The sequence below is a fragment of the Pseudomonas sp. 05N36 genome (assembly GCF_056397385.1).
Map to the genome: position 1 here is coordinate 25,394 of NZ_JBFTNH010000030.1, position 23,094 is coordinate 48,487.

Annotated in this window: 26 protein-coding genes and 1 pseudogene; 15 read left to right on the plus strand and 12 right to left on the minus strand. The window is 61.6% G+C overall.

The genetic code is table 11. The features are described from left to right. Nucleotides 1-67: 67 nt before the first annotated feature. Together AC1DIH_RS26540 and AC1DIH_RS26545 are read left to right on the plus strand one after the other, a co-directional pair. The gene (locus AC1DIH_RS26540; protein WP_054594260.1) at nucleotides 68-952 is read left to right on the plus strand and encodes a sugar nucleotide-binding protein; all 885 of its coding nucleotides are present in this window, start codon (nucleotides 68-70) and stop codon (nucleotides 950-952) included. Beyond that, on the plus strand, nucleotides 945-1,874 hold the full coding sequence (locus tag AC1DIH_RS26545; RefSeq protein WP_477773854.1) for an NAD-dependent epimerase/dehydratase family protein: 930 nt from the start codon (nucleotides 945-947) through the stop codon (nucleotides 1,872-1,874). Before AC1DIH_RS26540 ends, AC1DIH_RS26545 begins: the two co-directional genes overlap by 8 nt. 113 nt (nucleotides 1,875-1,987) lie before the next feature. Here AC1DIH_RS26545 and AC1DIH_RS26550 read toward each other — a convergent pair. The 5 genes and pseudogenes from AC1DIH_RS26550 to AC1DIH_RS26570 form a co-directional block, all read right to left on the minus strand. Further along, nucleotides 1,988-2,581 (minus strand): annotated as a pseudogene (locus AC1DIH_RS26550) (OmpW/AlkL family protein); the annotation flags it as partial. Between the two features lie 230 nt (nucleotides 2,582-2,811). Beyond that, nucleotides 2,812-3,330 carry a DUF3299 domain-containing protein gene (locus tag AC1DIH_RS26555; protein ID WP_427528521.1) on the minus strand — a complete coding sequence of 173 codons (519 nt, stop codon included), beginning with the start codon at nucleotides 3,328-3,330 and terminating at the stop codon, nucleotides 2,812-2,814. An 11-nt stretch (nucleotides 3,331-3,341) separates the two neighbouring features. Further along, complete coding sequence (locus AC1DIH_RS26560; RefSeq protein WP_477773855.1) at nucleotides 3,342-4,607, minus strand: ABC transporter permease; 1,266 nt, start codon at nucleotides 4,605-4,607, stop codon at nucleotides 3,342-3,344. 1 nt (nucleotide 4,608) lies between these two features. Continuing rightward, the gene (locus AC1DIH_RS26565) at nucleotides 4,609-5,319 is read right to left on the minus strand and encodes an ABC transporter ATP-binding protein (protein ID WP_427528525.1); all 711 of its coding nucleotides are present in this window, start codon (nucleotides 5,317-5,319) and stop codon (nucleotides 4,609-4,611) included. 133 nt (nucleotides 5,320-5,452) lie between these two features. Continuing rightward, nucleotides 5,453-6,064 carry a DUF2796 domain-containing protein gene (locus AC1DIH_RS26570; RefSeq protein WP_427528527.1) on the minus strand — a complete coding sequence of 204 codons (612 nt, stop codon included), beginning with the start codon at nucleotides 6,062-6,064 and terminating at the stop codon, nucleotides 5,453-5,455. A gap of 133 nt (nucleotides 6,065-6,197) precedes the next feature. Between AC1DIH_RS26570 and AC1DIH_RS26575 the strand changes: the two genes are divergently transcribed. Further along, the gene (locus AC1DIH_RS26575) at nucleotides 6,198-6,557 is read left to right on the plus strand and encodes a hypothetical protein (protein WP_477773856.1); all 360 of its coding nucleotides are present in this window, start codon (nucleotides 6,198-6,200) and stop codon (nucleotides 6,555-6,557) included. Here AC1DIH_RS26575 and trxA read toward each other — a convergent pair. From trxA to AC1DIH_RS26590, 3 genes are all read right to left on the minus strand, one after another. Beyond that, nucleotides 6,554-7,426, minus strand: a complete 873-nt coding sequence (gene trxA, locus AC1DIH_RS26580) for a thioredoxin (RefSeq protein ID WP_477773857.1) — start codon at nucleotides 7,424-7,426, stop codon at nucleotides 6,554-6,556. The two genes, AC1DIH_RS26575 and trxA, sit on opposite strands and share 4 nt — an antisense overlap. A 184-nt stretch (nucleotides 7,427-7,610) precedes the next feature. Next, nucleotides 7,611-8,267, minus strand: a complete 657-nt coding sequence (locus AC1DIH_RS26585; RefSeq protein WP_477773858.1) for a class I SAM-dependent methyltransferase — start codon at nucleotides 8,265-8,267, stop codon at nucleotides 7,611-7,613. Then, entirely contained in the window at nucleotides 8,264-8,728 is a 465-nt protein-coding gene (locus AC1DIH_RS26590; protein WP_477773878.1) for a hypothetical protein, read from the minus strand. The genes AC1DIH_RS26585 and AC1DIH_RS26590 overlap by 4 nt, the downstream gene beginning before the upstream one ends. Before the next feature lie 128 nt (nucleotides 8,729-8,856). Here AC1DIH_RS26590 and nrdR point away from each other — a divergent pair, with 128 nt between their 5' ends. From nrdR to AC1DIH_RS26650, 12 genes are all read left to right on the plus strand, one after another. Beyond that, nucleotides 8,857-9,321 carry a transcriptional regulator NrdR gene (gene nrdR, locus AC1DIH_RS26595; protein WP_054594249.1) on the plus strand — a complete coding sequence of 155 codons (465 nt, stop codon included), beginning with the start codon at nucleotides 8,857-8,859 and terminating at the stop codon, nucleotides 9,319-9,321. Continuing rightward, nucleotides 9,318-10,451, plus strand: coding sequence for a bifunctional diaminohydroxyphosphoribosylaminopyrimidine deaminase/5-amino-6-(5-phosphoribosylamino)uracil reductase RibD (gene ribD / locus AC1DIH_RS26600; RefSeq protein WP_477773859.1), 1,134 nt, complete (start codon nucleotides 9,318-9,320; stop codon nucleotides 10,449-10,451). The genes nrdR and ribD overlap by 4 nt, the downstream gene beginning before the upstream one ends. Nucleotides 10,452-10,499: 48 nt before the next feature. After that, complete coding sequence (locus AC1DIH_RS26605) at nucleotides 10,500-11,162, plus strand: riboflavin synthase (RefSeq protein ID WP_477773860.1); 663 nt, start codon at nucleotides 10,500-10,502, stop codon at nucleotides 11,160-11,162. 31 nt (nucleotides 11,163-11,193) lie between these two features. Further along, complete coding sequence (gene ribBA, locus AC1DIH_RS26610; protein WP_054594246.1) at nucleotides 11,194-12,285, plus strand: bifunctional 3,4-dihydroxy-2-butanone-4-phosphate synthase/GTP cyclohydrolase II; 1,092 nt, start codon at nucleotides 11,194-11,196, stop codon at nucleotides 12,283-12,285. Nucleotides 12,286-12,376: 91 nt separating this feature from the next. Next, nucleotides 12,377-12,853, plus strand: a complete 477-nt coding sequence (gene ribH, locus AC1DIH_RS26615; RefSeq protein WP_003228649.1) for a 6,7-dimethyl-8-ribityllumazine synthase — start codon at nucleotides 12,377-12,379, stop codon at nucleotides 12,851-12,853. Then, entirely contained in the window at nucleotides 12,850-13,350 is a 501-nt protein-coding gene (gene nusB / locus AC1DIH_RS26620; protein ID WP_477768674.1) for a transcription antitermination factor NusB, read from the plus strand. Before ribH ends, nusB begins: the two co-directional genes overlap by 4 nt. A 23-nt stretch (nucleotides 13,351-13,373) precedes the next feature. Beyond that, nucleotides 13,374-14,339, plus strand: a complete 966-nt coding sequence (gene thiL, locus AC1DIH_RS26625) for a thiamine-phosphate kinase (protein WP_477773861.1) — start codon at nucleotides 13,374-13,376, stop codon at nucleotides 14,337-14,339. Next, complete coding sequence (locus AC1DIH_RS26630) at nucleotides 14,336-14,839, plus strand: phosphatidylglycerophosphatase A family protein (protein ID WP_477773862.1); 504 nt, start codon at nucleotides 14,336-14,338, stop codon at nucleotides 14,837-14,839. The genes thiL and AC1DIH_RS26630 overlap by 4 nt, the downstream gene beginning before the upstream one ends. 39 nt (nucleotides 14,840-14,878) lie before the next feature. After that, on the plus strand, nucleotides 14,879-15,634 hold the full coding sequence (locus AC1DIH_RS26635) for a substrate-binding periplasmic protein (protein ID WP_477773863.1): 756 nt from the start codon (nucleotides 14,879-14,881) through the stop codon (nucleotides 15,632-15,634). A 111-nt stretch (nucleotides 15,635-15,745) separates the two neighbouring features. Then, entirely contained in the window at nucleotides 15,746-16,363 is a 618-nt protein-coding gene (ribA, locus tag AC1DIH_RS26640) for a GTP cyclohydrolase II (protein ID WP_019693842.1), read from the plus strand. After that, nucleotides 16,360-16,779 (plus strand): MFS transporter, encoded by a 420-nt coding sequence (locus tag AC1DIH_RS26645; RefSeq protein WP_477773864.1) that lies wholly within the window; start codon nucleotides 16,360-16,362, stop codon nucleotides 16,777-16,779. The genes ribA and AC1DIH_RS26645 overlap by 4 nt, the downstream gene beginning before the upstream one ends. Then, nucleotides 16,779-17,576: a cobalamin-binding protein gene (locus tag AC1DIH_RS26650; protein WP_477773865.1), complete on the plus strand. Its 798-nt coding sequence runs from the start codon at nucleotides 16,779-16,781 to the stop codon at nucleotides 17,574-17,576. Before AC1DIH_RS26645 ends, AC1DIH_RS26650 begins: the two co-directional genes overlap by 1 nt. 151 nt (nucleotides 17,577-17,727) lie before the next feature. Here AC1DIH_RS26650 and AC1DIH_RS26655 read toward each other — a convergent pair whose 3' ends face one another. From AC1DIH_RS26655 to AC1DIH_RS26670, 4 genes are all read right to left on the minus strand, one after another. Continuing rightward, entirely contained in the window at nucleotides 17,728-19,611 is a 1,884-nt protein-coding gene (locus AC1DIH_RS26655; RefSeq protein WP_477773866.1) for a TonB-dependent receptor domain-containing protein, read from the minus strand. A gap of 139 nt (nucleotides 19,612-19,750) precedes the next feature. Next, a complete protein-coding gene (dxs, locus tag AC1DIH_RS26660) occupies nucleotides 19,751-21,649 on the minus strand; it encodes a 1-deoxy-D-xylulose-5-phosphate synthase (RefSeq protein ID WP_477773867.1) in 1,899 nt (632 codons plus the stop codon). 110 nt (nucleotides 21,650-21,759) lie between these two features. Next, nucleotides 21,760-22,647 carry a (2E,6E)-farnesyl diphosphate synthase gene (gene ispA, locus AC1DIH_RS26665; protein ID WP_103318313.1) on the minus strand — a complete coding sequence of 296 codons (888 nt, stop codon included), beginning with the start codon at nucleotides 22,645-22,647 and terminating at the stop codon, nucleotides 21,760-21,762. Then, nucleotides 22,644-22,886 (minus strand): exodeoxyribonuclease VII small subunit, encoded by a 243-nt coding sequence (locus tag AC1DIH_RS26670; RefSeq protein ID WP_027617730.1) that lies wholly within the window; start codon nucleotides 22,884-22,886, stop codon nucleotides 22,644-22,646. Before AC1DIH_RS26670 ends, ispA begins: the two co-directional genes overlap by 4 nt. Nucleotides 22,887-23,094 lie beyond the last annotated feature (208 nt).

The window sequence follows — 23,094 nt, forward strand, 5'->3', positions numbered from 1 at the left end:
CAACGGCAACGCCTGCGGGCTGTGCCGATCAAATCATCGTTCCAAACAGACTGGGCCTGCTGACTCTATGCGAATGCGCCTTATGTTACTGGGTGGCGGAAATGCCCTTGGGCAGGCGCTGATTCGCCTCGGTGCAGAGGAAGACATCGGTTTCCTCGCCCCCCGTCCACCGCAAGACGGCTGGGACGCCGCAAGCCTGACGCAGCTGCTCGACGACACTCGTCCCGACGCTCTGATCAATCTCGCCTACTACTTCGACTGGTTTCAGGCGGAGAGCGTGGCCGAGGCGCGCTTGGCTGCCCAGGAGCGGGCGGTCGAGCGGCTGGCCGAACTGTGCCAGCATCACAATATTGTCCTGGTGCAGCCTTCCAGCTACCGGGTATTCGATGGCTCGCGGGCGACGGCCTACAGCGAAAAAGACGAACCGGTGCCGCTGGGGCTGCGTGGCCAGGCTTTGTGGCGTATCGAGCAAAGCGTGCGCGCGACCTGCCCGCAACACGTGATGCTGCGTTTTGGCTGGCTGCTCGATGACAGCGTCGACGGCACCCTGGGGCGTTTCCTCGCGCGTGCCGAGCTGCCTGAAGAACTGCTGATGGCCGATGACCGGCGTGGCAACCCGACACCGGTGGACGATGCTGCGCGGGTGATCATTTCGGTGCTCAAGCAACTCGATTGCGCAGCGCCACTGTGGGGCACTTACCACTACGCCGGGCATGAGGCGACCACGCCGCTGGCGCTGGGGCAGGCGATCCTCGCCGAAGCGCGCACTCTGCACCCGCTGGCGATTGAAGCACCGACCGCGCAGGCTCACGCCGCACGGCCGGATGCCGCCGAAGAACCGCAGCACGCGGTGCTCGCCTGCAAGAAAATTCTGCACACCTTCGGGATCAAGCCGCGCGCCTGGCGCGCAGCACTCCCGGGCTTACTGGATAGGTTTTATCGTCATGGCTGATGGCCCTGTTTTGATCACCGGCGGTGCCGGTTTCATTGGTTCGCACCTTGCTGACGCCTTGCTCGCCAAGGGGCATTCGGTGCGCATCCTCGACGACCTGTCCACCGGTAAACGCAGCAACCTGCCGCTGGACAATCCACGGGTCGAACTGATCGAAGGTGACGTCGCCGATGCTGCGCTGGTGGCAACGGTGATGGCCGGTTGCAGCGCGGTTGCACATTTGGCCGCCGTGGCGTCGGTTCAGGCGTCGGTGGATGATCCGGTGCGCACTCACCAGAGCAATTTCATCGGCACCTTGAACGTCTGCGAAGCGATGCGTCAGGCCGGCGTCAAGCGCGTGCTGTTCGCTTCAAGCGCAGCGGTCTACGGCAATAACGGTGAAGGCGAGTCGATCGACGAAGAGACCGCCAAGGCGCCGCTCACGCCGTACGCCTCAGACAAGCTGGCAGGCGAGTACTACCTCGACTTCTACCGTCGTCAGCACGGTCTGGAACCGGCGATTTTCCGGTTCTTCAACATCTTCGGCCCGCGCCAGGATCCCTCGTCGCCGTACTCCGGGGTGATCAGCATTTTCAGCGAGCGTGCGCGCAAAGGCCTGCCGATCACCGTGTTCGGTGACGGCGAACAGACCCGCGATTTTGTCTATGTCGAAGACCTGGTCGACCTGCTGGTGCAGGCGATTGAAATGCCGACGCTTGAAGTGGGTGCGGTGAATGTCGGCTGGAACCAGGCGACGACCCTCAAGCAAATGCTCCAGGCGTTGGAGGAAGTGGTGGGGCAGTTGCCACCGATCACTTACGGCCCGGCACGTTCTGGCGACATCCGCCATTCGCGGGCGAACAACCAGCGTCTGTTGCAGCGCTTCACCTTTCCCGAGCAGACGCCGATGAGCGTCGGATTGGCGCGGTTGTTGGGGCGCTAAGCTTTTCGCAGTCATGAAAACCTAGCTAAACCCATGTGGGAGCGAGCCTGCTCGCGATAGCAGTGTGTCAGTCAACATCGATGTTGAATGTCACTCAGCTATCGCGAGCCGGTGGTGTCGATGTCGATGTAGCGCACCTGGCCGTTGAGCATGATGTGGTCGGTCAGCATGTAATCGGCACCGACCTGCCATGCGAGGCCCCAGGAGTTTTTCGTCTTGAAGTTGCTGAAGCCGTTGGCTTGCGCTTCGTTACTGAGCTTTTCGTCGTAGATCCAGGTGTAGTTGATACCGGCGCCCACATACGGCTGGAATGCAGACTTGTTGTTGAGCGGGTAGTAAACCACGCTCAGGGTCGGCGGCAGGTGTTTGAGGGTGCCGAGCTTACCGTTGGCCGCGCCCAGGGAGGTGCCTTTGAGGTTCACGTCATGCTGGAACGGCGAGGCGGCGAGCAGCTCGATGCCGATATCGGGGGTGAGCATGTACGCGAAGTTCAGGCCCAGCTGCGTGCTGCTGTCCATGGTCGCCTTGCCACCCAGATCGGCACCCGCCAATGGACCGCGATCAACCTTGACGCTGGAACTGCCGGCTGTCGGGTTTACGGTGATTGCACCGGCCCGAACGATGATGTCACCGGCTTCATGGGCTTGGGCGAGGGGGGTTGCAAGCGCGAATGCAATGAGGGACGCGCTGAGCAATGACTTGTGCATGGGGGCTCCAAAGGAAGATTCAAATTCTGTATCTCCAATGGTACGAAGCGTCAGGAACGGCGCTTTTGACTCAGCTCAATGAAAGGGTGATGGGGTTTGAATCGGGGGAATCCTTTGCTATAGCGGTGCCGCCATCGCGAGCAGGCTCGCTCCCACAGGTTCAGCGGTGCCCTTGTGGGAGCGAGCCTGCTCGCGATGTCTATCTTTCTGGCGACGAATAACTAGCGGTTTCACTCCGGCAATTCGTACACGTAGATCTTGTCCGCATCCATCTGATACCCGGCATCTGCCAATTCGCTGGTCGACGCCTTGACCTGCATTGCTCCTTCAATCCAGTACGGCTGATACAGCTCGTCGAGCTTCACTCCACCCTTGCTTTTGACATGGACGATCTGGTTTGACGGTGGAGGCGGCACGTGGATGCATGCGCCGAAATACGGCACCAGCAGAAAATCGGTGGTGCGACCTTCCTCGCTGACTTCCAGCGGCACGATGTAACCCGGCAGGCGAATATTCTTGCCGTCGAGGCTCTTCACCACCGGCGCATTGGGCATGTCTTGCTTGGCCGCTGGCGCGGACTCGGCGGACAACGCGCTGCTCATCTGCGACAGGTCGTGCAGCGGTTTCATGTTCGGCACTTCTGCCGGCGCGTCGGGCGGGATCATTTCCGCCCAGGTCAGGTCTTTCGGTGCGGCCGCCCACAGGGGCAGGGCGACCAGCATCAACAGCGCAGGCAGAGCGCGGAGCATCTTCAGTGTCCTCATAAACGGATCGACAGACCATCGGCCAACGATTGGCGATAGGCGCGCCAGGCCGGCACGCTGCCCATCAGCAACGCGGCGATCAGGATGCCACCGAGCAGCGTCCATTCATACTCGCTTGGCCAGGCCAGCGGCAGGTACAAGCCGTAGGTCGATTGCACGTAGCCTTGGGCGGCGGCGATGCATACATACAGCAGCGCCAGGCCCGCAACCACCCCGGACAGCGCCAACGCAAAGGCTTCCAGCACCAGCAGCGTTGCAATGTGCCACGGCCGGGCGCCGACCGAACGCAGGATCGCCATCTCGCGGCGACGTTCATTGAGGCTGGTGAGAATCGCCGTGAGCATGCCGATCAACCCGGTCAGCACCACAAACAGCGACACCACGAACAGCGCTTTTTCGGCGGTGCCCATCAGGCTCCAGAGTTCCTGCAAGGCGACGCCCGGCAAGATCGCCAGCATCGGCTCGCCACGGAACTCATTGATCTCGCGTTGCACGGCGAAGGTCGAAATCTTGTTGTTGAGGCCGAGCATGAACGCGGTGATGGCTTGCGGCGTGAGGTCCATGTTGCGCGCCTGATCGGCGCTGATCCGACCGCTGCCCTGGGCTGGCACACCGTTGTGCCAATCGATGTGAATCGCCTCCATGCCGCCGAGACTGATGTGCAACGTGCGGTCGACCGGGGTGCCGGTGCGTTTGAGGATGCCGACCACGGTGAACGGCTTGTCGTCATGCTTGACCAGGCTGATCACCGCCACGCCGTGAGCCAGCACCAGTTTGTCGCCGAGCTTGTAATGCAGCGCATCGGCCACTTCGGCGCCCAGCACCACTTCAAACGGATCCGTGGCAAACGCCCGACCGCTGGCCAGTTGCAGGTTTTGCTGACGGCCGTACTGGTAATGCTGGAAGTAGGCGTCGGTGGTGCCCATCACTCGATAACCGCGATGCGAGTCACCGAGGGAAATCGGGATCGCCCATTTCACTTTCGGGTTGTTGGCAAAGTGCTCGAAGCTGTCCCAACGGATGTTGTTGGTGGCGTTGCCAATGCGAAACACTGAATACAGCAACAGGTTCACCGAGCCTGAGCGCGCGCCGACAATCAGGTCGGTGCCGCTGATGGTGCTGGCGAAGCTGGCCTTGGCTTCGGTGCGCACACGCTCCACCGCCAGCAACAGGCAGACCGACAGGGCGATGGCGAATGCGGTGAGGATCGCGGTGAAGCGGCGGTTAGCCAGGCTGGCCATGGCTAGACGAAACAAATACATTTCAGACCTCGAGCGGCGTGGCGGCGCGATTGAGTTCGGCCAGCGACAGGTGACGATCGAACAGCGGCGCGAGGCTCTGATCGTGGCTGACGAACAGCAGGCTGGAACCGGCTTCGCGGCACTCGGCGAACAGCAAACGGATAAATGCCTCGCGGGCGTCGTAATCCAGCGCCGAGGTCGGTTCGTCGGCGATCACCAGTTCCGGCTGGCCGATCAGCGCACGGGCAGCGGCGACCCGCTGTTGTTGGCCGATGGACAGTGAATCGGCACGGCGGCCGAGTATGTTTTCATCCTTGAGCCCCAGGTGTGCGAGTAAGGTCGCCGCCGCCTGATCAATGCTGCCGTGGCGCTGAATCGCGCGGCTGGCGCGCAGTTTGGAGAAGTGGCACGGCAGCTCGACGTTCTCGCGCACCGAGAGAAACGGCAGCAGGTTGAACTGCTGGAAGATGTAGCCCGTGTGGTCGACCCGAAAGTGATCGCGGGCGCCGGCCGACAGCTCGGTCAGCTCCTGGCCGAGCAGGCGAATGCTCCCGCGATTGGGTTTCTGCACGCCACCGAGCAGGCCGAGCAGGGTGGTCTTGCCACTGCCGCTGGGACCTTTGAGAAATAGCGTTTCACCAGGCTCCAGGCGAAACGCCGGGATATCCAGTAAAGGCGGATGACCGGGCCAGTTGAAGCCCAGGTCTGAGAGTTCGATGAGTGCTTGGGTCATAGCGCCGATTTCATGAGTGTTGATCACCTGTGGGAGCGAGCCTGCTCGCGATAGCGGTCTTACAGTCGCATCAATGTTGAGTGTGCGGGCCTCATCGCGAGCAGGCTCGCTCCCACAGGGGGATTGCGGTGGATCAGAATTTCAGTGCCGCAGCTTTGGAGGTCACTTCAACCCCTTGCTGGCCGCTTGGGCTGATGAGTTGTACCTGAATTTTCTGCGTCGCGGGGAAGGTCGTGAACACTTGCGACAAGTCCAGGTTCTTCAGCGCACCCGGGGCGGCGCAGGTGAATTGGTAGTGCGCGTGGATTTCGCTGTGATCGTGATGATGCTCTTCAGCGGCTGCGCCTTTACCGTCGGTCGCGTGGTCGTCATCGTCGTCATGATCATCGGCATCCGGTTTGTCACCGAACAGCGGGCTCTTCAGTTCTTGCTGGCTGACCACACAGTTGGCGGCTTTTGGCAGGCTGAACAGCACCAGCGGTTTCTCCAGTTGCGCACGGGTGGCGGCGACTTTGGCCTTGTCTGCATCAGTGCTGGCAACGTGTTCAAAACCCACCAGGTTCATCGCCGGGCTTTCCAGCTCCAGTTCCAGCGTCTGACCGTCCAGCGCCGCGTTCAAACGCCCGACGCCATGTTCGTGGGCGCCCAGGCTGCCGTGTTCATGCTCGTGATCATGAACTTCGGCGGCCTGAGCGATAGCCAGCGGCAACAGGGCAAACGGCAAAGCGAGTAACAGACGACGCATGGACTCTCTCCGGGAAGGAAGATGAAAATTTTGTTATGTAATCTTATAACAAGAGTGGCGAGAGTTTGACTGTCTGCTTGGCGTTGCGCAAGACGCGTGGGAGCATGTTCGTCATAAACCTGAGGAAACCCCAATGTTGCGCATTCGTGGAAGCATCGGCGATTGGCCGGTGGATTTGACCCTGGAACTGGATGATGGAGATTGGGCGCGGCTTGGCGCGCAGTTGCAGGTGAGCAAATCGGAAAACAGCGCAGCAGTGGCCGATCCGGTGGTCAAACCGGTCAATCAGGATGAGGTGCTGTGGCAGCTTGCCAAGGATTTGCTGCGCCAGTCCGGGCAACTCACGGGGCCGGACCTGCTGGAGCAACTGCAGGGTTTGACCGGCAACACCGTCGCCGGCAAACGCTTGCTGGTGCGCTTGCGCCACAGTGCCGAGGTCAAGGTCGTGAGCGGCGGGGATACGCCGCTCTATAGCTGGATCGAGCAGGCCTAGTAGAGTGCTGCAAACAGCTTGCGGCGGTAAACGGTCACCAGCGGGTGATCGTTGCCCAGCAGTTCGAACACTTGCAGCAGGGTCTTGTGCGGCAACCCTTCGCTGTAGCTGCGATTGCGGATGAACAGCTTGAGCAGGGAGTCCAGTGCCGGCTCGTATTGTTGACGGGCCAGTTGCTGGATCGCCAACTGATAGACGGCTTCATCGTCCTGCGGGTTTTGCGCCAGACGGGATTTCAGGTCGGCGACATCCGGCAAGTCAGCGGCCTGGCCGAGAAACTTGATCTGCGCCTTGGCGCCGGCCAGTGCCGCTTTGTGTTCATCGCTTTTCACCGCATCGAGCACGGCCTGGGCTTCACCCAATTCGCCGCGTTCGGTCAGGCAGCGCGCGTAAAGGATCAGCGCGCGGGCGTTGGTATTGTCCTCACCCAGCAGCACTTTCAGGGTGGCCTCGGCGTCTGCGAAACGACCTTCGTCGAACAGCGCCTGAGCCTGTTCGATCGGGTCGGCAGCGGCCGGCGGTGGCATTTTCACGTGTGGCTCAAGCAGTGCGCGGACAGCGGACTCGGGCTGTGCGCCGGCAAAGCCGTCCACCGGCTGGCCGTCCTTGAACAGCACCACGGTCGGCAGGCTGCGAATGCCGAAGCGCGAAACGATGTCCGGCTCGACGTCGCAGTTGACCTTGGCCAGCAGCAACTCGCCCTGATAGCTCTCGGCGATGGATTGCAGCATCGGCATCAGCGCCTTGCACGGCGCACACCATTCAGCCCAGAAATCCACCAGCACCGGCTTGTGGAACGAGTTCTCGATCACCGACTGGTCGAAATCGGCAGTAGTGGCGTCGAAGATATACGGCGTGTCTTGACTCATGAGGTATCTCGAAGAAACGTGAATGGGGGAACTATAAGGCTTGGTGGGGACGGCAGTAAGTCCTCAGGTGTCTGATAAACCGTCATCGCGAGCAGGCTCGCTCCCACAGGGACCAATGCCTGCCACAAAATCTGTACTCGACACAAAACCAATGTGGGAGCGAGCCTGCTCGCGATGCTTTTAGCTAGCTGCGCTGCGCGTGGTACAGGCTCACATGCCGAAATTCTTCTGGCTCGGCCAGGTCCGGCAAGGTCATCGCCTCAAGCATTTCCAGCCGCTGATACAACGGATGACGGAAATCCCGAACCCGCGAATCCGCCACCAACGCCTCGCGGCCACGACTGAGAAACTCATCGAGCAACGGCAGGTTGGCCCGGTCGTACAACACGTCGGCCACCAGAATCAGATCAAAACGATCGGCTTCGGCAAAAAAGTCTGTCGAGTAGCTGAGCGTGACGTCATTGAGTTCGGCATTCGCCCGGCAGGCCGCAATCGCCAGTGGGTCAAGGTCGCAGGCCACCACTTCCAGCGCCCCGGCCTTGACCGCCGCAATCCCCGCCACCCCGGAGCCGGCACCGAAATCCAGCACGCGTTTGCCGGCAACCCACTGCGGATGCTCCGCCAGGTAACGGGCTATCGCCAGGCCGCTGGCCCAGCAAAAGCTCCAGTACGGTGGCTCGTGCAGAATGCGCCGGGTTTCTTCCGGGCTGAAGGCGCGGTCCATGTTGTCGCCGTCGATCAGCCAGAGTTTGAGCGTGGTCTCAGGCAGCGGGCATGGAACAAGCTGGGCATCGCCGAGCAGTTCAGTTAATGCCAGTTGCAGGTCGAGCGGCGCATTCATGGCGCTTTGAGGAACTGCAATTGGCCCAGGGCCTGGGTCTTCGGCTCAAAGATGCGTTGCGCCGGCAGGTGCAAAATCAACTGTCCGGACTGGCTGGCACGACCCCGCAGTTCGACGCGAGCACCGACCGGGAACGAGTCCGGATTGAATCTCAGATGGAACGGCAGAGCCTTGTTGTTACCGATCAGGTTGGCACTGGCGAGCAGCTGTTGCGGCCGGGAGCGTTCGTCGATCACCAGCAACGCCAGTTCAACCTCGGCGCCGGCCGGCACGCCCTGCAAGGTGCCGCTCAATTCCCGTTGATACGCAGGCAGCGGTCCGAGGTCGGCCGAGGCCTGGGCTTTCTTCTGGGCCATCTCCGGCGCAGGGCCTGGGGTCGGTGCCGCCGGTTTGGGTGCGCTACTGCTACACGCGACCAACAGGCCGGCGAGACTGAGTAAAACAAGCGGTCGTAGCGGCATTTGCAGCTCCAGCAAAATGAAATCCATCGATCAGTCAGTGTAGCCCGTCTGTATACCGCAAACCCTATGGCTTGTCTTGCCAGTGGGATGCGCTACCATGGCCCTCCCTTTTTTTGTTGCCTGCCACCATGCACTGTCCCTTCTGCGGTGCCAACGACACCAAGGTCATCGACTCGCGTCTGGTCGCCGAGGGCGAACAGGTGCGCCGCCGGCGCGAATGCCTGGCCTGCGGCGAACGTTTCACGACGTTCGAAACCGCCGAACTGGTGTTGCCGCGCCTGATCAAAACCGACGGCAGCCGTCAGCCATTCGACGAAGAAAAACTTCGCGCCGGCATGCAGCGTGCGCTGGAGAAGCGCCCGGTGAGCGTCGAGCGCCTGGAAGCGGCGCTGGCCCATATCAAACACAAACTGCGGGCGACCGGCGAGCGCGAGGTCAAATCCCTCGTGGTCGGTGAGCTGGTGATGGCCGAGCTGCAAAAGCTCGATGAAGTCGCCTACATTCGTTTCGCTTCGGTGTATCGCCGCTTCCAGGACCTCAACGAGTTCCGCGAAGAGATCGATCGCCTGGCCCGTGAGCCGGTAAAAGAATGAGCATCTCCCCGGAACAACAGGTCCTCGACGCCCATTACATGGCGCGTGCGCTGGAACTGGCGCGCAAAGGTCACTACACCACCCATCCCAACCCTCGAGTGGGTTGCGTGATCGTGCGTGACGGGCAGATTGTCGGCGAAGGCTGGCATGTGCGTGCCGGCGAACCGCATGCCGAAGTCCACGCCCTGCGCGCCGCTGGTGAAAACGCCCGGGGCGCCACCGCCTACGTCACGCTGGAACCGTGCAGCCATCATGGCCGCACGCCGCCGTGCGCCGATGCGCTGGTGAACGCCGGCCTGGCGCGAGTGGTTGCGGCGATGCAGGACCCGAACCCGGAAGTTGCCGGTCGCGGCCTGCAGCGTCTGGAGCAGGCGGGCATCGAGACCCGCAGCGGCGTGCTCGAAGGCGAGGCGCGCAAGCTCAATGAAGGTTTTCTCAAGCGCATGGAACACGGCTTGCCGTTCGTGCGGGTCAAGTTGGCGATGAGCCTCGACGGTCGCACCGCGATGGCCAGCGGCGAAAGCCAATGGATCACCGGTCCCGCCGCCCGCTCGGCGGTGCAGCGTCTGCGGGCGCAGGCCAGCGTCGTGTTGACCGGTGCCGATACGGTACTGGCCGATGACGCGCGCTTGACCGTGCGCGCCGATGAGTTGGGCCTGGATGCCGAGCAAACTGCGCTCGCCATGAGCCGCCCGCCGCTTCGCGTGCTGATCGACGGCCGCCTGCGCGTGCCGCTCGACGCGCCGTTCTTCAAGGCCGGCCCGGCGCTGGTCGCCACCTGTGTCGCGGTGGAAGAGCAATACGCCAACGGCCCCGAATGCCTGATCGTGCCCGGTGACGATGGCCAGGTCGACCTGCGCAAGCTGCTGGTTGAACTCGCCGCCCGGGGCGTCAACGAAGTGCTGGTGGAAGCTGGTCCGCGTCTGGCTGGAGCGTTTGCCCAACAAGGGTTGGTGGACGAGTTCCAGATATTCATTGCGGGCAAGTTCCTCGGCTCCACGGCGCGACCATTGCTGGACTGGCCACTCGCGCAAATGAAGGATGCGCCGGAGCTGAAAATCACAGAAATTCGCGCGGTGGGCGATGACTGGCGAGTCACTGCCATCCCTATGCCATCGGCGAGCGTATAATTCCCGACCTGCGCCACAAGCGAAGGTTTTGTTCTCGAGGAGGACTCCATGTTTACCGGCATCATCGAATCCATCGGCAGCATCCGTGCATTGACCCCAAAAGGTGGCGATGTGCGGGTTCACGTAGAAACCGGCAAGCTCGACCTGAGCGACGTCAAACTCGGCGACAGCATTGCGGTCAACGGCGTCTGCCTGACCGCCGTTGAACTGCCGGGCAATGGCTTTGCAGCGGACGTCAGTCGCGAAACCCTCGACTGCACCGCCATGAATGACCTGAAAAGCGGCAGCCCGGTCAACCTGGAAAAAGCCCTGACCCCGACCACCCGTCTTGGTGGGCACCTGGTCAGCGGTCACGTCGACGGTGTCGGCGAAGTCGTTGCGCGTACCGAGAATGCCCGTGCCGTGGAGTTCCGCATTCGTGCGCCGAAAGACCTGGCCAAATACATCGCCCATAAAGGCTCGATCACGGTCGACGGCACCAGCCTGACGGTGAACGCGGTCGACGGCGTCGAGTTCATGCTGACGATCATTCCTCACACCCTGAGCGAAACCATCATGGCGTCTTACCAGCCAGGTCGCCGGGTCAACCTTGAGGTCGATCTGCTGGCCCGTTACCTGGAACGCCTGCTGCTGGGTGACAAGGCTGCAGAATCCTCGAAGGGCAACATTACCGAAAGCTTTCTGGCCGAGAACGGCTACCTCAATTCCTGACACTCAATTTTTGAAAGAAGGGGGGTGCCGCGTGGCGCTCAATAGCATCGAAGAACTGGTTGAAGACATCCGCCAAGGCAAGATGGTCATCCTCATGGATGACGAAGACCGCGAGAACGAAGGCGACCTGATCATGGCCGCCGAGTGCTGCCAGCCTGAACACATCAACTTCATGGCCAAGCATGCCCGTGGCCTGATCTGCATGCCGATGAGCCGCGAGCGCTGCGAACTGCTCAAGCTGCCCTTGATGGCGCCGCGCAACGGCTCCGGTTTCGGCACCAAGTTCACCGTGTCCATCGAAGCCGCTGTCGGTGTCACCACCGGTATCTCTGCGGCTGACCGTGCGCGCACCGTGCAAGCGGCCGCTGCCAAGGACGCCAAGGCCGAAGACATCGTCAGCCCGGGCCACATCTTCCCGCTGATGGCCCAGGCCGGCGGCACCCTGGCCCGTGCCGGCCACACCGAAGCCGCTTGCGACCTGGCGCGCATGGCCGGTTTCGAGCCGAGCGGGGTGATCTGCGAAGTGATGAACGACGACGGCACCATGTCCCGTCGCGCCGAGCTGGAAACCTTCGCTGCCGAACACAACATCAAGATCGGCACCATCGCCGACCTGATTCACTACCGGATGATCCACGAACGTACCGTTCAGCGGATTGCCGAGCAGCCGCTGGACAGCGAACTGGGCCAGTTCAATCTGGTGACCTATCGTGATTCGGTAGAAGGCGACGTGCACATGGCACTGACCCTGGGCACCATTTGCGCCGAAGAACCGACCCTGGTTCGCGTGCACAACATGGACCCGCTGCGCGACCTGTTGATGGTCAAGCAGCCAGGCCGCTGGAGCCTGCGCGCCGCCATGGCCGCGGTTGCCGAGGCCGGCAGCGGTGTGGTGCTGTTGCTCGGTCACCCGCTCGATGGCGATGTGTTGCTGGCGCATATCCGCGAAACCGCCGACCACGCACAGCCGAAAAAACCGACCACCTACAGCATCGTCGGTGCCGGTTCGCAGATCCTGCGTGACCTGGGTGTACGCAAAATGCGCCTGATGAGTGCGCCAATGAAATTTAATGCGATATCCGGTTTCGATCTGGAAGTTGTAGAATACGTGCCCTCCGAATAAAGACCGGTGTTTTTCACCCCCTTGTTCGCGGTTCAAATATCACTGAGGGACGCGTACTGAACGCGTCCCGGCTCTTTAAGAGATTTGTCGAATGACCCTGAAGACCATCGAAGGTACCTTCATCGCCCCCAAAGGCCGCTACGCTTTGGTTGTTGGCCGCTTCAACAGCTTCGTTGTTGAAAGCCTGGTAAGCGGTGCTGTTGATGCCCTGGTTCGCCATGGCGTGAGCGAAAGCGACATCACCATCATCCGTGCCCCTGGCGCCTTCGAAATCCCGCTGGTTGCGCAGAAAGTCGCTCAGAAGGGCGAGTTCGCGGCAATCATCGCGCTGGGCGCGGTCATTCGTGGCGGTACTCCGCACTTCGAATACGTGGCTGGCGAATGCACCAAGGGCCTGGCCCAGGTGTCCATGGAATTCGGCGTACCGGTCGCTTTCGGCGTACTGACCGTCGACTCGATCGAACAAGCCATCGAACGTTCCGGCACCAAGGCCGGCAACAAAGGTGCTGAAGCTGCCTTGTCCGCTCTGGAAATGGTCAGCCTGCTGGCGCAGTTGGAGGCCAAGTGATTAGCGACGAAAGCGATCGTTTCAACCCGCGCGATCCAAAGCCTGCGGATGCTGGCAAACCATCGAAAAGCGTCAAGCGTCGCGAAGCCCGTCAGCTCGCGACCCAGGCGCTGTATCAATGGCACATGGCCAAGCAATCGCTGAACGAGATCGAAGCGCAGTTCCGGGTCGATAACGATTTCACCGATGTCGATGGTGCTTACTTCCGCGAAATCCTCCACGGGGTTCCAGCGAACAGGACCGAAATCGACACCGCGCTCAAGCCATGCCTGGACATCGAAATCGAAGAGCTGGACCCGGTTGAACTGGCGGTTCTGCGTCTGTCCACCTGGGAACTGCTCAAGCGTGTCGACGTGCCTTACCGCGTGGTGATCAACGAAGGCATCGAGCTGGCTAAAGTCTTCGGTTCCACCGATGGCCACAAGTTCGTCAACGGTGTACTCGACAAGCTGGCCCCGCGCCTGCGTGAAGCTGAAGTGAAGGCGTTCAAGCGCTGATCGGCGCTTGAACTGCCATTGCCATGGGCGAGTTTGAGCTGATCCGCAATTACTTTGCCGCCGCGCCTTGTGCGCAGGGCGGCGAGGGCGTTGCCCTGGGGATCGGCGACGACTGCGCCTTGCTCGCTGTTCCCGCAGGGGAGCAGCTGGCAATTTCCACCGACACGCTCGTGGCCGGTGTGCATTTCGCAGCCCCTTGCGACCCGTTTCTGCTCGGTCAGCGTTCGCTGGCTGTGGCAGTCAGCGATCTGGCTGCCATGGGCGCCACCCCCATTGCCTTTACCCTTGCCCTGACTTTGCCGACGGTAACCGCCGATTGGCTGGACGCCTTCGCCCGTGGCTTGAACGCCATGGCGCAACACTGCAGTGTACGGCTGGTGGGCGGCGACACCACACGCGGCCCGCTGAGCCTGACCATGACCGTGTTCGGTCGGGTCCCGGCAGGCAAGGCGCTGACCCGTAGCGGTGCGCAACCCGGTGATCTGGTGTGCGTGGGCGGTGAGCTGGGCAACGCCGCCGGAGCATTGTCGTTGGTGTTGGGTGAGCGCGTCGCGCCCGCCGAAGTTGCCGTGCCGTTGTTGGCGCATTATTGGTCGCCACAGCCGCAGCTTGAATTGGGCATGGCGTTGCGCGGCAAAGCCACCTCGGCACTGGATATCTCTGACGGTTTGCTCGCCGATTGCGGGCATATCGCCAAGGCCTCGGCTGTCGGCTTGCTGATCGAAAGCGAAAAGCTGCCGCTGTCCACGGCACTGGTGAGCTTTCTCGGTGAGAATGCTGCCCGCGTGGCGGCCTTGAGTGGCGGCGACGACTACGTGCTGGCGTTCACTTTGCCGCCTGCGCAATTACCGGGACTGCTCGCCGACGGTTGGCCTATTCACGTTATCGGGCAGGTCGTGGTGGGGCAGGGAGTGGCGCTGCTGGACGCGAACGGGCAAGACATCACCCCGCAAGCCCGGGGTTATCAACATTTTCGGGAGACACCGTGACAGATCATCCCAAGCAGAGCCCGGCAGGACGCGTGCCGCCATCGGTCTGGCGTAATCCCTGGCATTTCCTGGCGTTCGGTTTCGGCTCGGGCACCTTGCCCAAGGCGCCAGGCACCTGGGGCTCGCTGGTTGCGCTACCTTTTATCCCGTTATGGCAGATGTTGCCCGGCTGGGGTTACTGGCTGATGCTCGGCATCACGATGCTGTTCGGCTTCTGGCTGTGCGGTAAGGTTGCCGACGATTTGCGGGTGCACGACCACGAAGGCATCGTCTGGGACGAAATGGTCGGGATGTGGATCACCCTGTGGCTGGTGCCGGCAGGTTGGTACTGGCTATTGGCGGGGTTCCTGCTGTTCCGTTTCTTCGACATTCTCAAGCCATGGCCGATTCGCTGGATCGACCGGCATGTACATGGCGGTATCGGGATCATGCTCGACGACGTGCTGGCAGGCGTGTTTGCCTGGTTGGCGCTGCAGGGGCTGGTCCGGTATTTCGCCTGATGAGCTGATTGAGGGGCGGATGGATTGAGGGACTGGGGGATGGTCGGACGTTGGCTGTGGGTTCTGGTTTTTGCGGTGTTCTGTTCGCTCGCCCGTGCGGCGGATGTGCCGACGACACCGGCCGTGATTCATCTGGCCAGCGAGGACTGGGATGACTACACCGCCGCCGATGGCCATGGCCTGGCCTGGGACATTTTGCGCGCCGTGTTCGAGCCGGCCGGAGTGACACTGGATATTCGCACCGTGCCTTACACCCGTTCGGTGGGGCTGGTGCAGCGTCGTGAAGTGGACGCGCTGGTTGGCTCCTATTCCAATGAGGCCGATCAGGTGCTGTATCCCCATTGGAATTTCGATACTGATCATATCTATGCCCTGGGCCTTGCGAGCGACCCGGCACCGACTCTGGAGACTCTGGGGACGTACCGACTGGCCTGGGTTCGTGGCTATCGCTACGAAAGTTACCTGCCGAACATCCACCGCTATAACCAGATCGAACGCCGCAGCGGAATCTTGCCGATGCTCAAACAGGCTCGGGCGGACTTCTATATCGACGCGCTGACGGAAATCAATGAAGTGCTCGCAGAAGCTGAGGCTCCGTCCCTGTACCGGCGCACACACTTGACCGAACTGCCGTTGTACCTTGGTTTCGCCGATACACCACGGGCCCGTGCCCTGATGGCGCTGTACGACCAGCGCATGGCGTTGCTGGTCAAAACCGGCCAGTTGAAACCGATTTTCGAGCATTGGAAACAACCTTACCCCTTTGATGAGAGTGCCAAGCCGGCAGGGCAGTGATCAAACTTTTTGATCGTTATGGCCGATAATTCAGCCTAAGCGTCTGTAGGAACCTGCTGTTACAATGCCGCCTCTGCGAATCTCCAGTACATACAGATCAGGAGCACACCGGTGCCTGTCGTTTTTGTCGCCGCTTCCAAGCTGCCAACGCCTTTTGCGCAATTCACCATGCATGGCTTTCTCGATGAGGCCACCGGCCGCGAGCACGTCGTACTGAGCCTGGGTGATGTCGCCGACGGTGCCCCGGTACTCGGCCGGTTGCACTCCGAATGCCTGACCGGCGACGCCTTGTTCAGTCAGCGTTGCGACTGCGGTTCGCAACTCGAGGCGGCGTTGCAGGCGATCGCCCGCGAAGGTCGCGGCGTGTTGCTTTACCTGCGTCAGGAAGGCCGTGGCATTGGCCTGCTGAACAAGATCCGCGCGTATGAATTGCAAGATGGCGGCGCCGACACCGTTGAAGCCAACGAGCGTCTGGGCTTTGCTGCCGACCAGCGCGACTACGCCATGTGCCTGCCGATGCTCGAGCACCTGGGCGTGAAATCCCTGCGCCTGATGACCAACAACCCGCGCAAGGTCAAGGCCTTGACCGACATGGGTATCGTGGTTGCCGAGCGCGTGCCGCTGCACACCGGCCACAATCCGCACAACAAACTCTACCTGGCGACCAAGGCCAGCAAGCTCGACCACATGATGGGCAACGAGCATCAGGGCGAGGCAGACCGGGCGTGACTCGCGGCCAGGTCCGGCGGCGACTGTCCGTCAACTGGTGGCAATACCTGGCGCTGGCCTTGCTGCCGCTGCTGGTGATCAACGGCGTGTTCGGTCAGAGCGAGGCGTTTTTGCCGGTGCTGGCGATGCCGTTTTTCATTGCCGGGGTGGCCTCGATGTTTGTCAGCCTGCGGTTTTTCGGCGGCTACAAACACGCCTTGATCGCCACCCAGAAAGCCCTCGATACCCCGGAAGAACCTGCTGCCTGGGTTGCCCTGGCGGCTAAACGCCGGATTGCACTGCTTGTCGCGGCCTTGCCGGCCTGGATCGGTGCTCTAGCGGTATTCGTCGGCCTCGAAGCGGTACCTTTGGTCCTGCTGGCGCTGTCGACCACGGTGCTGTTCTACCTTTACCGTATTCCGCGTCAACTCGGCTGATGTGCCGTTGGCTGGCGGTTCTGCTGCTGGCCGTCAGTGGCTCGGCGGTCGCGGTAGAGCGGGTGGTCAGCCTCGCGCCGTCACTCTCGGAAATCGTCGTTGAACTGGGCTCGGCCGACCTGCTGGTGGGCGTGCTCGATGCTGGCGAGCGTCCTGCAGAACTCAACTCCATTCCTTCTGTTGGCCGTTACGGTCAGTTGGATATGGAGCGCCTACTCAGTCTCAAGCCGGATTTGCTGTTGCTCTGGCCTGGCAGTGTTGGCCCCGCGCAGCGTGAACAACTGAGCCGATTGGGGATCCCGACCTACGTCGCCGAACCGCATAACCTCAAACAACTGACCCGCCAAATCGAAGCGATCGCCGAGCAGCTCGGCCGACCTGAACGTGGGCACATGCTTGCGGTTGATTTGCGCAAGCAGCTCGACGATTTACGCCAGCGCTATCAGCGCAAAGAACCGCTTCGGGTGTTTTATCAGGTCTGGGATCAGCCGCTTTACACCGTGGGCGGCGGGCAGATCATCAGCGATGCGCTTGAAGTGTGCGGTGCGCGCAACGTGTTCGCCGACATGACCTTGCCGGCGCCGCAGGTCAGTGTGGAGTCAGTGCTTTCGCGTAATCCCCAGGTGATCCTCGCCAGCAGCCAGGCGCAGCTCGACGCCTGGAAAGCCTGGCCGCAGATGACCGCGGTGGCTCAGGGGCAATTGCTGTTGGTGGCGGATAAAGGCCTGGAGCGGCCTAGCGGGCAGATGATCGAAGCGACGGCCAAGTTGTGCCGGTTGATCGCGCCACAGCGTTAACCTGTGGCGAGGGGGCTTGCCCCCGTTCGGGTGCGTAGCAGCCGTAATCCAGTTGATGCGGTGTGCCTGATTAGAACCGGTTGCTGAATTTGGGGCTGCTTCGCAGCCCAACGGGGGCAAGCCCCCTCGCCACAAATGACCGAGGCGGTCTTTAGAGCTGCGGCATCCACGTCACGCCAAACATCAACGCCCGGCCTTCTTCCCGATACCCGTACTGGCTACCGTCATGCTCGTAGAGCGCGCGGCTGTAGTTCTTGTTCAGCAGGTTATCGACTTTCATTTCCAGCGTGACCTCGTGACTCGCCGCCCAACGGCTGCGTAACCCGAGCAGGGCGTAACCGCCCAGCGGCTGACGGTTGTCCTTGTCGTCATAGCTGCCACTCACCGCTTGCCAGCTGGCGCCGAGGCCGAGCCGATCAAACTGACGGTCCAGATCCAGGCTCAAGGTCCGTCGTGCACGGCGGGCCAGGGTGTGGCCGCTGTCTTGATCCCGTGGGTCGATGATCGCAACGCCGAGGTTGCTCTGCCAGCCGAACCACTCCTGCTTGAGGGCGGCCTCGAAACCGTTGATCCGCGCCGACGCGATGTTTTCCGGGCGTGAATGGCTGCCGAAGATGATCGCGTCTTCAAGGTCGGTGCGGTACAGCGAGGTTTCCAGTCGACTGGTTTCGCTCAACTGACTGCGCCACTGCACCTCGTAGCTTTTCGAGGTTTCGGGTTTCAAGTGCGGGTTGCTGAAGTCCGGGTAGTAGAGGTCGTTGAAAGTCGGCGCGCGGAAGCCTTCGCTGTAGCTCAGCAGCACGTCGTTGTCCGGGTTCAATGGCAGGGTGAAGGTGCCGCTCCAACTGTTTTGGCCGCCAAACTGTTGGTTCTGATCGCGACGCAGACCCAGTTCGGTGGAGAAACTTTCAGCCTGGAAGCGATGCTGGATAAACGCCGCGCGGTTCCAGCGACTGTCTTCGGCAAACGCTGTGCTGCTGTTGACCCGGTCTTCGTACCAATCGCCGCCGAGAATCAGGCTGTTCTGCGGGTTCAGCGTCAGGTCGTTTTGCCAGTTCAGCGAGTTGCGGTAAGTGTTGAACACGCTGTGATCGTCGCTGAGTTTGTCGAAGGTTTCTTCGCGGTTTTCGCTGTGGCCCAGCTCCACGCGGGACTTCCACGCATCGTTGATGCGTGCGTCGACAAAACTGCTGACGCTGCTCACGGTGAAATCGTTGTAGGGCTTTTGCTGGACGCTGTTGCCGGAGCTGATGTCGTAGCGACCGAACGGGTTGTCGAATTCGTTTTTGCCACGGTTATCGAGGATGTTCAGGCCGGCCTCGATATCGTCATTGACGGCATGGCTAAGGCTCAGGCTGACGGACTGGTTGCGATAGGCATCATGGTCGTCATCGCTGGGGTAGGACGTATGAGTGCGATTGATCCCAGTCGTGTCATCAAGGCTGGCACCAAGGTTGAAACGGGTTTGCGCGTCGCCCCCGGACACGCCCAGGCTGCGCTCCCAGGTCTGGTGACTGCCAAAACCCATGTGCACGCGCGGTTGCAGGCCTGACTCGGCGCCGCGACGGGTAAAGATCTGAATCACTCCGCCAATCGCGTCGCTGCCGTAAATCACCGAGCGTGAACCCCGCAGCACTTCCACACGCTCGATCTGCTGGATATTCAGGTGCTGCAGATTACTGTCGCCGGACGTCGAGTTGCCGATGCGTTGGCCGTCGACCAATACCAGCGTTTGCGCTGAGTTGGTGCCGCGAATATAGATCCCGGGCAGGCTGCCACGGCCACCGCTTTGCGCGACTTGTACGCCCGGCACCCGGCTCAGCAGGTCGGTCACGCTGCTCGGTTGCAGGCGGTCGATGTCGTCACGGGTAAACACCGTGTTGGCGGCGCTGCTGTCGTTGCGCGCTTCGACCTGGCGGTTGGCGCTGATCAGTACGTCGGGCAGTTTCAGGGCTTGCTCGCGCTCGAAGGTGTCGGCGAAAAGCTGACCGGCAGGCAAAAGGGACAGCGTCAGGGCGAGGCGGGGGAACTTCATGGGCAGTCCATTGGCATTTTGAGCGAACACAAATCAAATGTGGGAGCGAGCCTGCTCGCGATTACGGTGTGTCAGTCAACATTAGAGTCGACTGTCAGTCCGCTATCGCGAGCAGGCTCGCTCCCACAGGGGCCTGCGTTTAGAGGCCCAGCAGTTGCAGACGCTCGCGGATGGACGCTTCGATACCCGCTTCATCCAGACCGCATTCGGCGAGCATTTGCGCTGGCTTGGCGTGCTCGACGTAGACGTCCGGCAGGCCCAGGTGCAGCATCGACTTGAGGATGTTCTCGCGGGCGAGGAACTCGCTGACCGCGCCACCGGCACCACCCATGATGGCGTTTTCTTCGATGGTCACCAGCAACTCATGGCTGCCGGCGATCTCGCGTACCAACGCTTCATCCAGCGGTTTGACGAAGCGCATGTCGACCACGGTCGCATCGATTTTTTCAGCGACTTTCAGGGCTTCGGCCAGTTGCACGCCGAACACCAGCAGGGCAACGGTGCTGCCCTGGCGACGAATCACGCCCTTGCCGATTTCGATCGGTTCGAGGTTCTTCTCGATTGGAGCATTCGGGCCGGTGCCGCGCGGGTAACGCACTGCCGCCGGGCCGTTGTACAGATGGCCGGTGCTGAGCATCTTGCGCAATTCGTTTTCGTCGCTCGGGGTCATCACCACCATGCCGGGGATGCAGCGCAGGAACGACAGGTCGAAACTGCCGGCGTGAGTCGGGCCRTCTTCACCCACCAGGCCTGCACGGTCGATGGCGAACAACACGTCGAGGTTTTGCACCGCGACGTCAYGGATCAGTTGGTCGTAACCGCGTTGCAGGAACGTCGAATAGATCGCCACCACCGGTTTGGCGCCTTCGCAGGCCATGCCGGCCGCGAAAGTGACTGCGTGTTGCTCGGCAATCGCCACGTCGAAATAGCGCAGCGGGAAACGCTCGCTGAAGGCCACCAGGTCGGAGCCTTCTTTCATCGCCGGGGTGATGCCGACCAGGCGCGGGTCAGCCGCGGCCATGTCGCACAGCCACTCGCCAAATACGCCGGAGTACTTCGGCCCGCCGGCTTTTTTCGGCGCGGCAGCTGGAGCGTCCAACGGTTCGAGCTTGGTGATCGCGTGGTAACCGATCGGGTCGACTTCCGCCGGAGCGAAGCCTTTGCCTTTTTTGGTCACCACGTGCAGGAACTGCGGGCCCTTGAGGTCACGCATGTTGCGCAGGGTGGCGATCAGGGTCGGCAGGTCGTGGCCGTCGATCGGGCCGATGTAGTTCCAGCCGAGTTCTTCGAACAGGGTGCCGGGAACCAGCATGCCTTTTGCGTATTCTTCGGTACGACGGGCGATTTCCCAGGCGCCGGGCAGGCGCGACAGGACCTTCTTGCTGCCTTCACGCATGCTGGCGTAAGTGCGGCTGGAGAGGATTTTCGCCAGGTAATTCGACAGCCCGCCGACGTTGCGCGAGATCGACATGTCGTTGTCGTTGAGGATCACCAGCATGTTGGCGTCGACTTCTGGCGCATGGTTCAGCGCTTCGAACGCCATGCCCGCGGTCAGTGCGCCGTCGCCGATCACTGCGATCGCCTTGCGATCGCTGTTTTGCAGGCGGGCGGCAATCGCCATGCCCAGCGCTGCGCTGATCGAGGTGCTGGAGTGGCCGACGCCAAAGGTGTCGTACTCGCTCTCGGAACGACGCGGGAAGGCCGCAAGGCCGTCCTTCTGGCGCAGGGTGGCCATGCGTTCGCGGCGACCGGTGAGGATCTTGTGCGGATAGGCCTGATGACCTACGTCCCACACCAGCCGGTCGTCCGGGGTGTCGAAAACGTAATGCAACGCGATAGTCAGCTCGATAACACCCAGGCCGGCACCGAAATGCCCGCCGGTCTGACCGACCGTGTAGAGCAATTCCAGGCGCAACTCATTCGCCAGGGTTTCCAGCTCGGCTTCGCCTAACCGGCGCAGGCCGTCCGGCGTGTTGGCACGGTCGAGCAGGGGCGTGGTCGGGCGCTTGCGGGGAATCTCATGAAACGTCGTGGGCATCAGGCGAATCGTTATAGGTATAAAAGAGGCGGCAGTTTACCTGATGCATCGCACGCTGCCCACGCAGAGCTCGGAACTTGGCCGATTTACGGTGGGCAACGGGCGCCGGATCAGTTGCGGCGTTCGACGATATAGCGCGCCAGATCACGCAGCGGCTCGGCCGACGCGTCAAACGGTCGCAGTGCGTGCAGGGCCTGATCGCGCAGCTCCAGGGCATAAGCCTTGGCTGCATCGAGGCCGAGCAGCGCCGGGTAAGTCGGTTTGTCCCGGGCAATATCCGCGCCCTGGCGCTTGCCGAGGGTTTCGGTATCGCTTTCGACATCGAGRATGTCGTCCTGCACCTGAAACGCCAGGCCGATGGCCTGGGCATAGGTCTGCAAGGATTTCAGTTGGTCTTTCTCGGCGCGGCCACTGGCCAGGGCGCCAAGCTTGACGCTGGCTTCGATCAGCGCGCCGGTCTTGTGTCGGTGCATGTATTCGAGGGCTTTTTGATCAAGCTTCAAGCCGACCGACCCCAGGTCGATGGCCTGACCGCCGACCATCCCGGCCGGGCCCGCCGCCAACGCCAGGGCGCTGACCATTTGCAGGCGGATTTCGGCATCGGCTGAATTCAGGCGCGGGTCGAGCAAAGCGCTGAATGCCAGGCTTTGCAGGCCGTCACCGGCGAGAATCGCGCAGGCTTCATCGAATTTCTTGTGAGTGGTCGGTTGGCCGCGACGCAGATCGTCGTCGTCCATCGCCGGCAAATCGTCGTGCACCAGCGAGTACGCGTGGATCAGCTCCACCGCACAAGCCGCGCCGTTGGCGTGCTCAGCTTCACCGCCCAGCGCTTCGCAGGCTGCATAGGCCAGCAACGGACGAACGCGTTTGCCGCCATTCATCACGCTGTAGCGCATGGCTTCATATAAACGTGCGAGTTCAGGGCTCGGCGCGGTGAACAGGGTTTCGAGTGCCGCGTTGACCCGGGCCTGACTGCTGGCCGAATACGCCGCGATCATTCTGGCTGTTCCGCGTCAAAGGGAGCCTCGGACAGCTCGCCATCACGCTCAAGCAGCACCTGAACCTTCTGCTCGGCCTGCGCCAGCGCAGCCTGGCAATCACGGGTCAGACCGATGCCTTGCTCGAAAGCGGTCAACGAGTCTTCCAGCGACAGCTCGCCGTTCTCCAGGCGCTCGACCAGCGTTTGCAGGTCGGCGAGGGATTGTTCGAAATCCAGTGCAGCTTTTTTGCGGGCCATGGCGGCGATTTCCGGTAGACGTTAAACCGGCGCGACACTAGCAGATAGGGGGGAGAGGGGCAAATGGGCGGGGTATTTGGCGCAGCCGTTGCGGGGTAAAAACCATGTTGATGTCAGAACCTGCTGACGATCGATCCACTATTCGGTCCGTCGTCCAGCCGCAGGCGTGATCCTCGCCGCAAATTTAGTTGTATCTGATTGTTAAAAG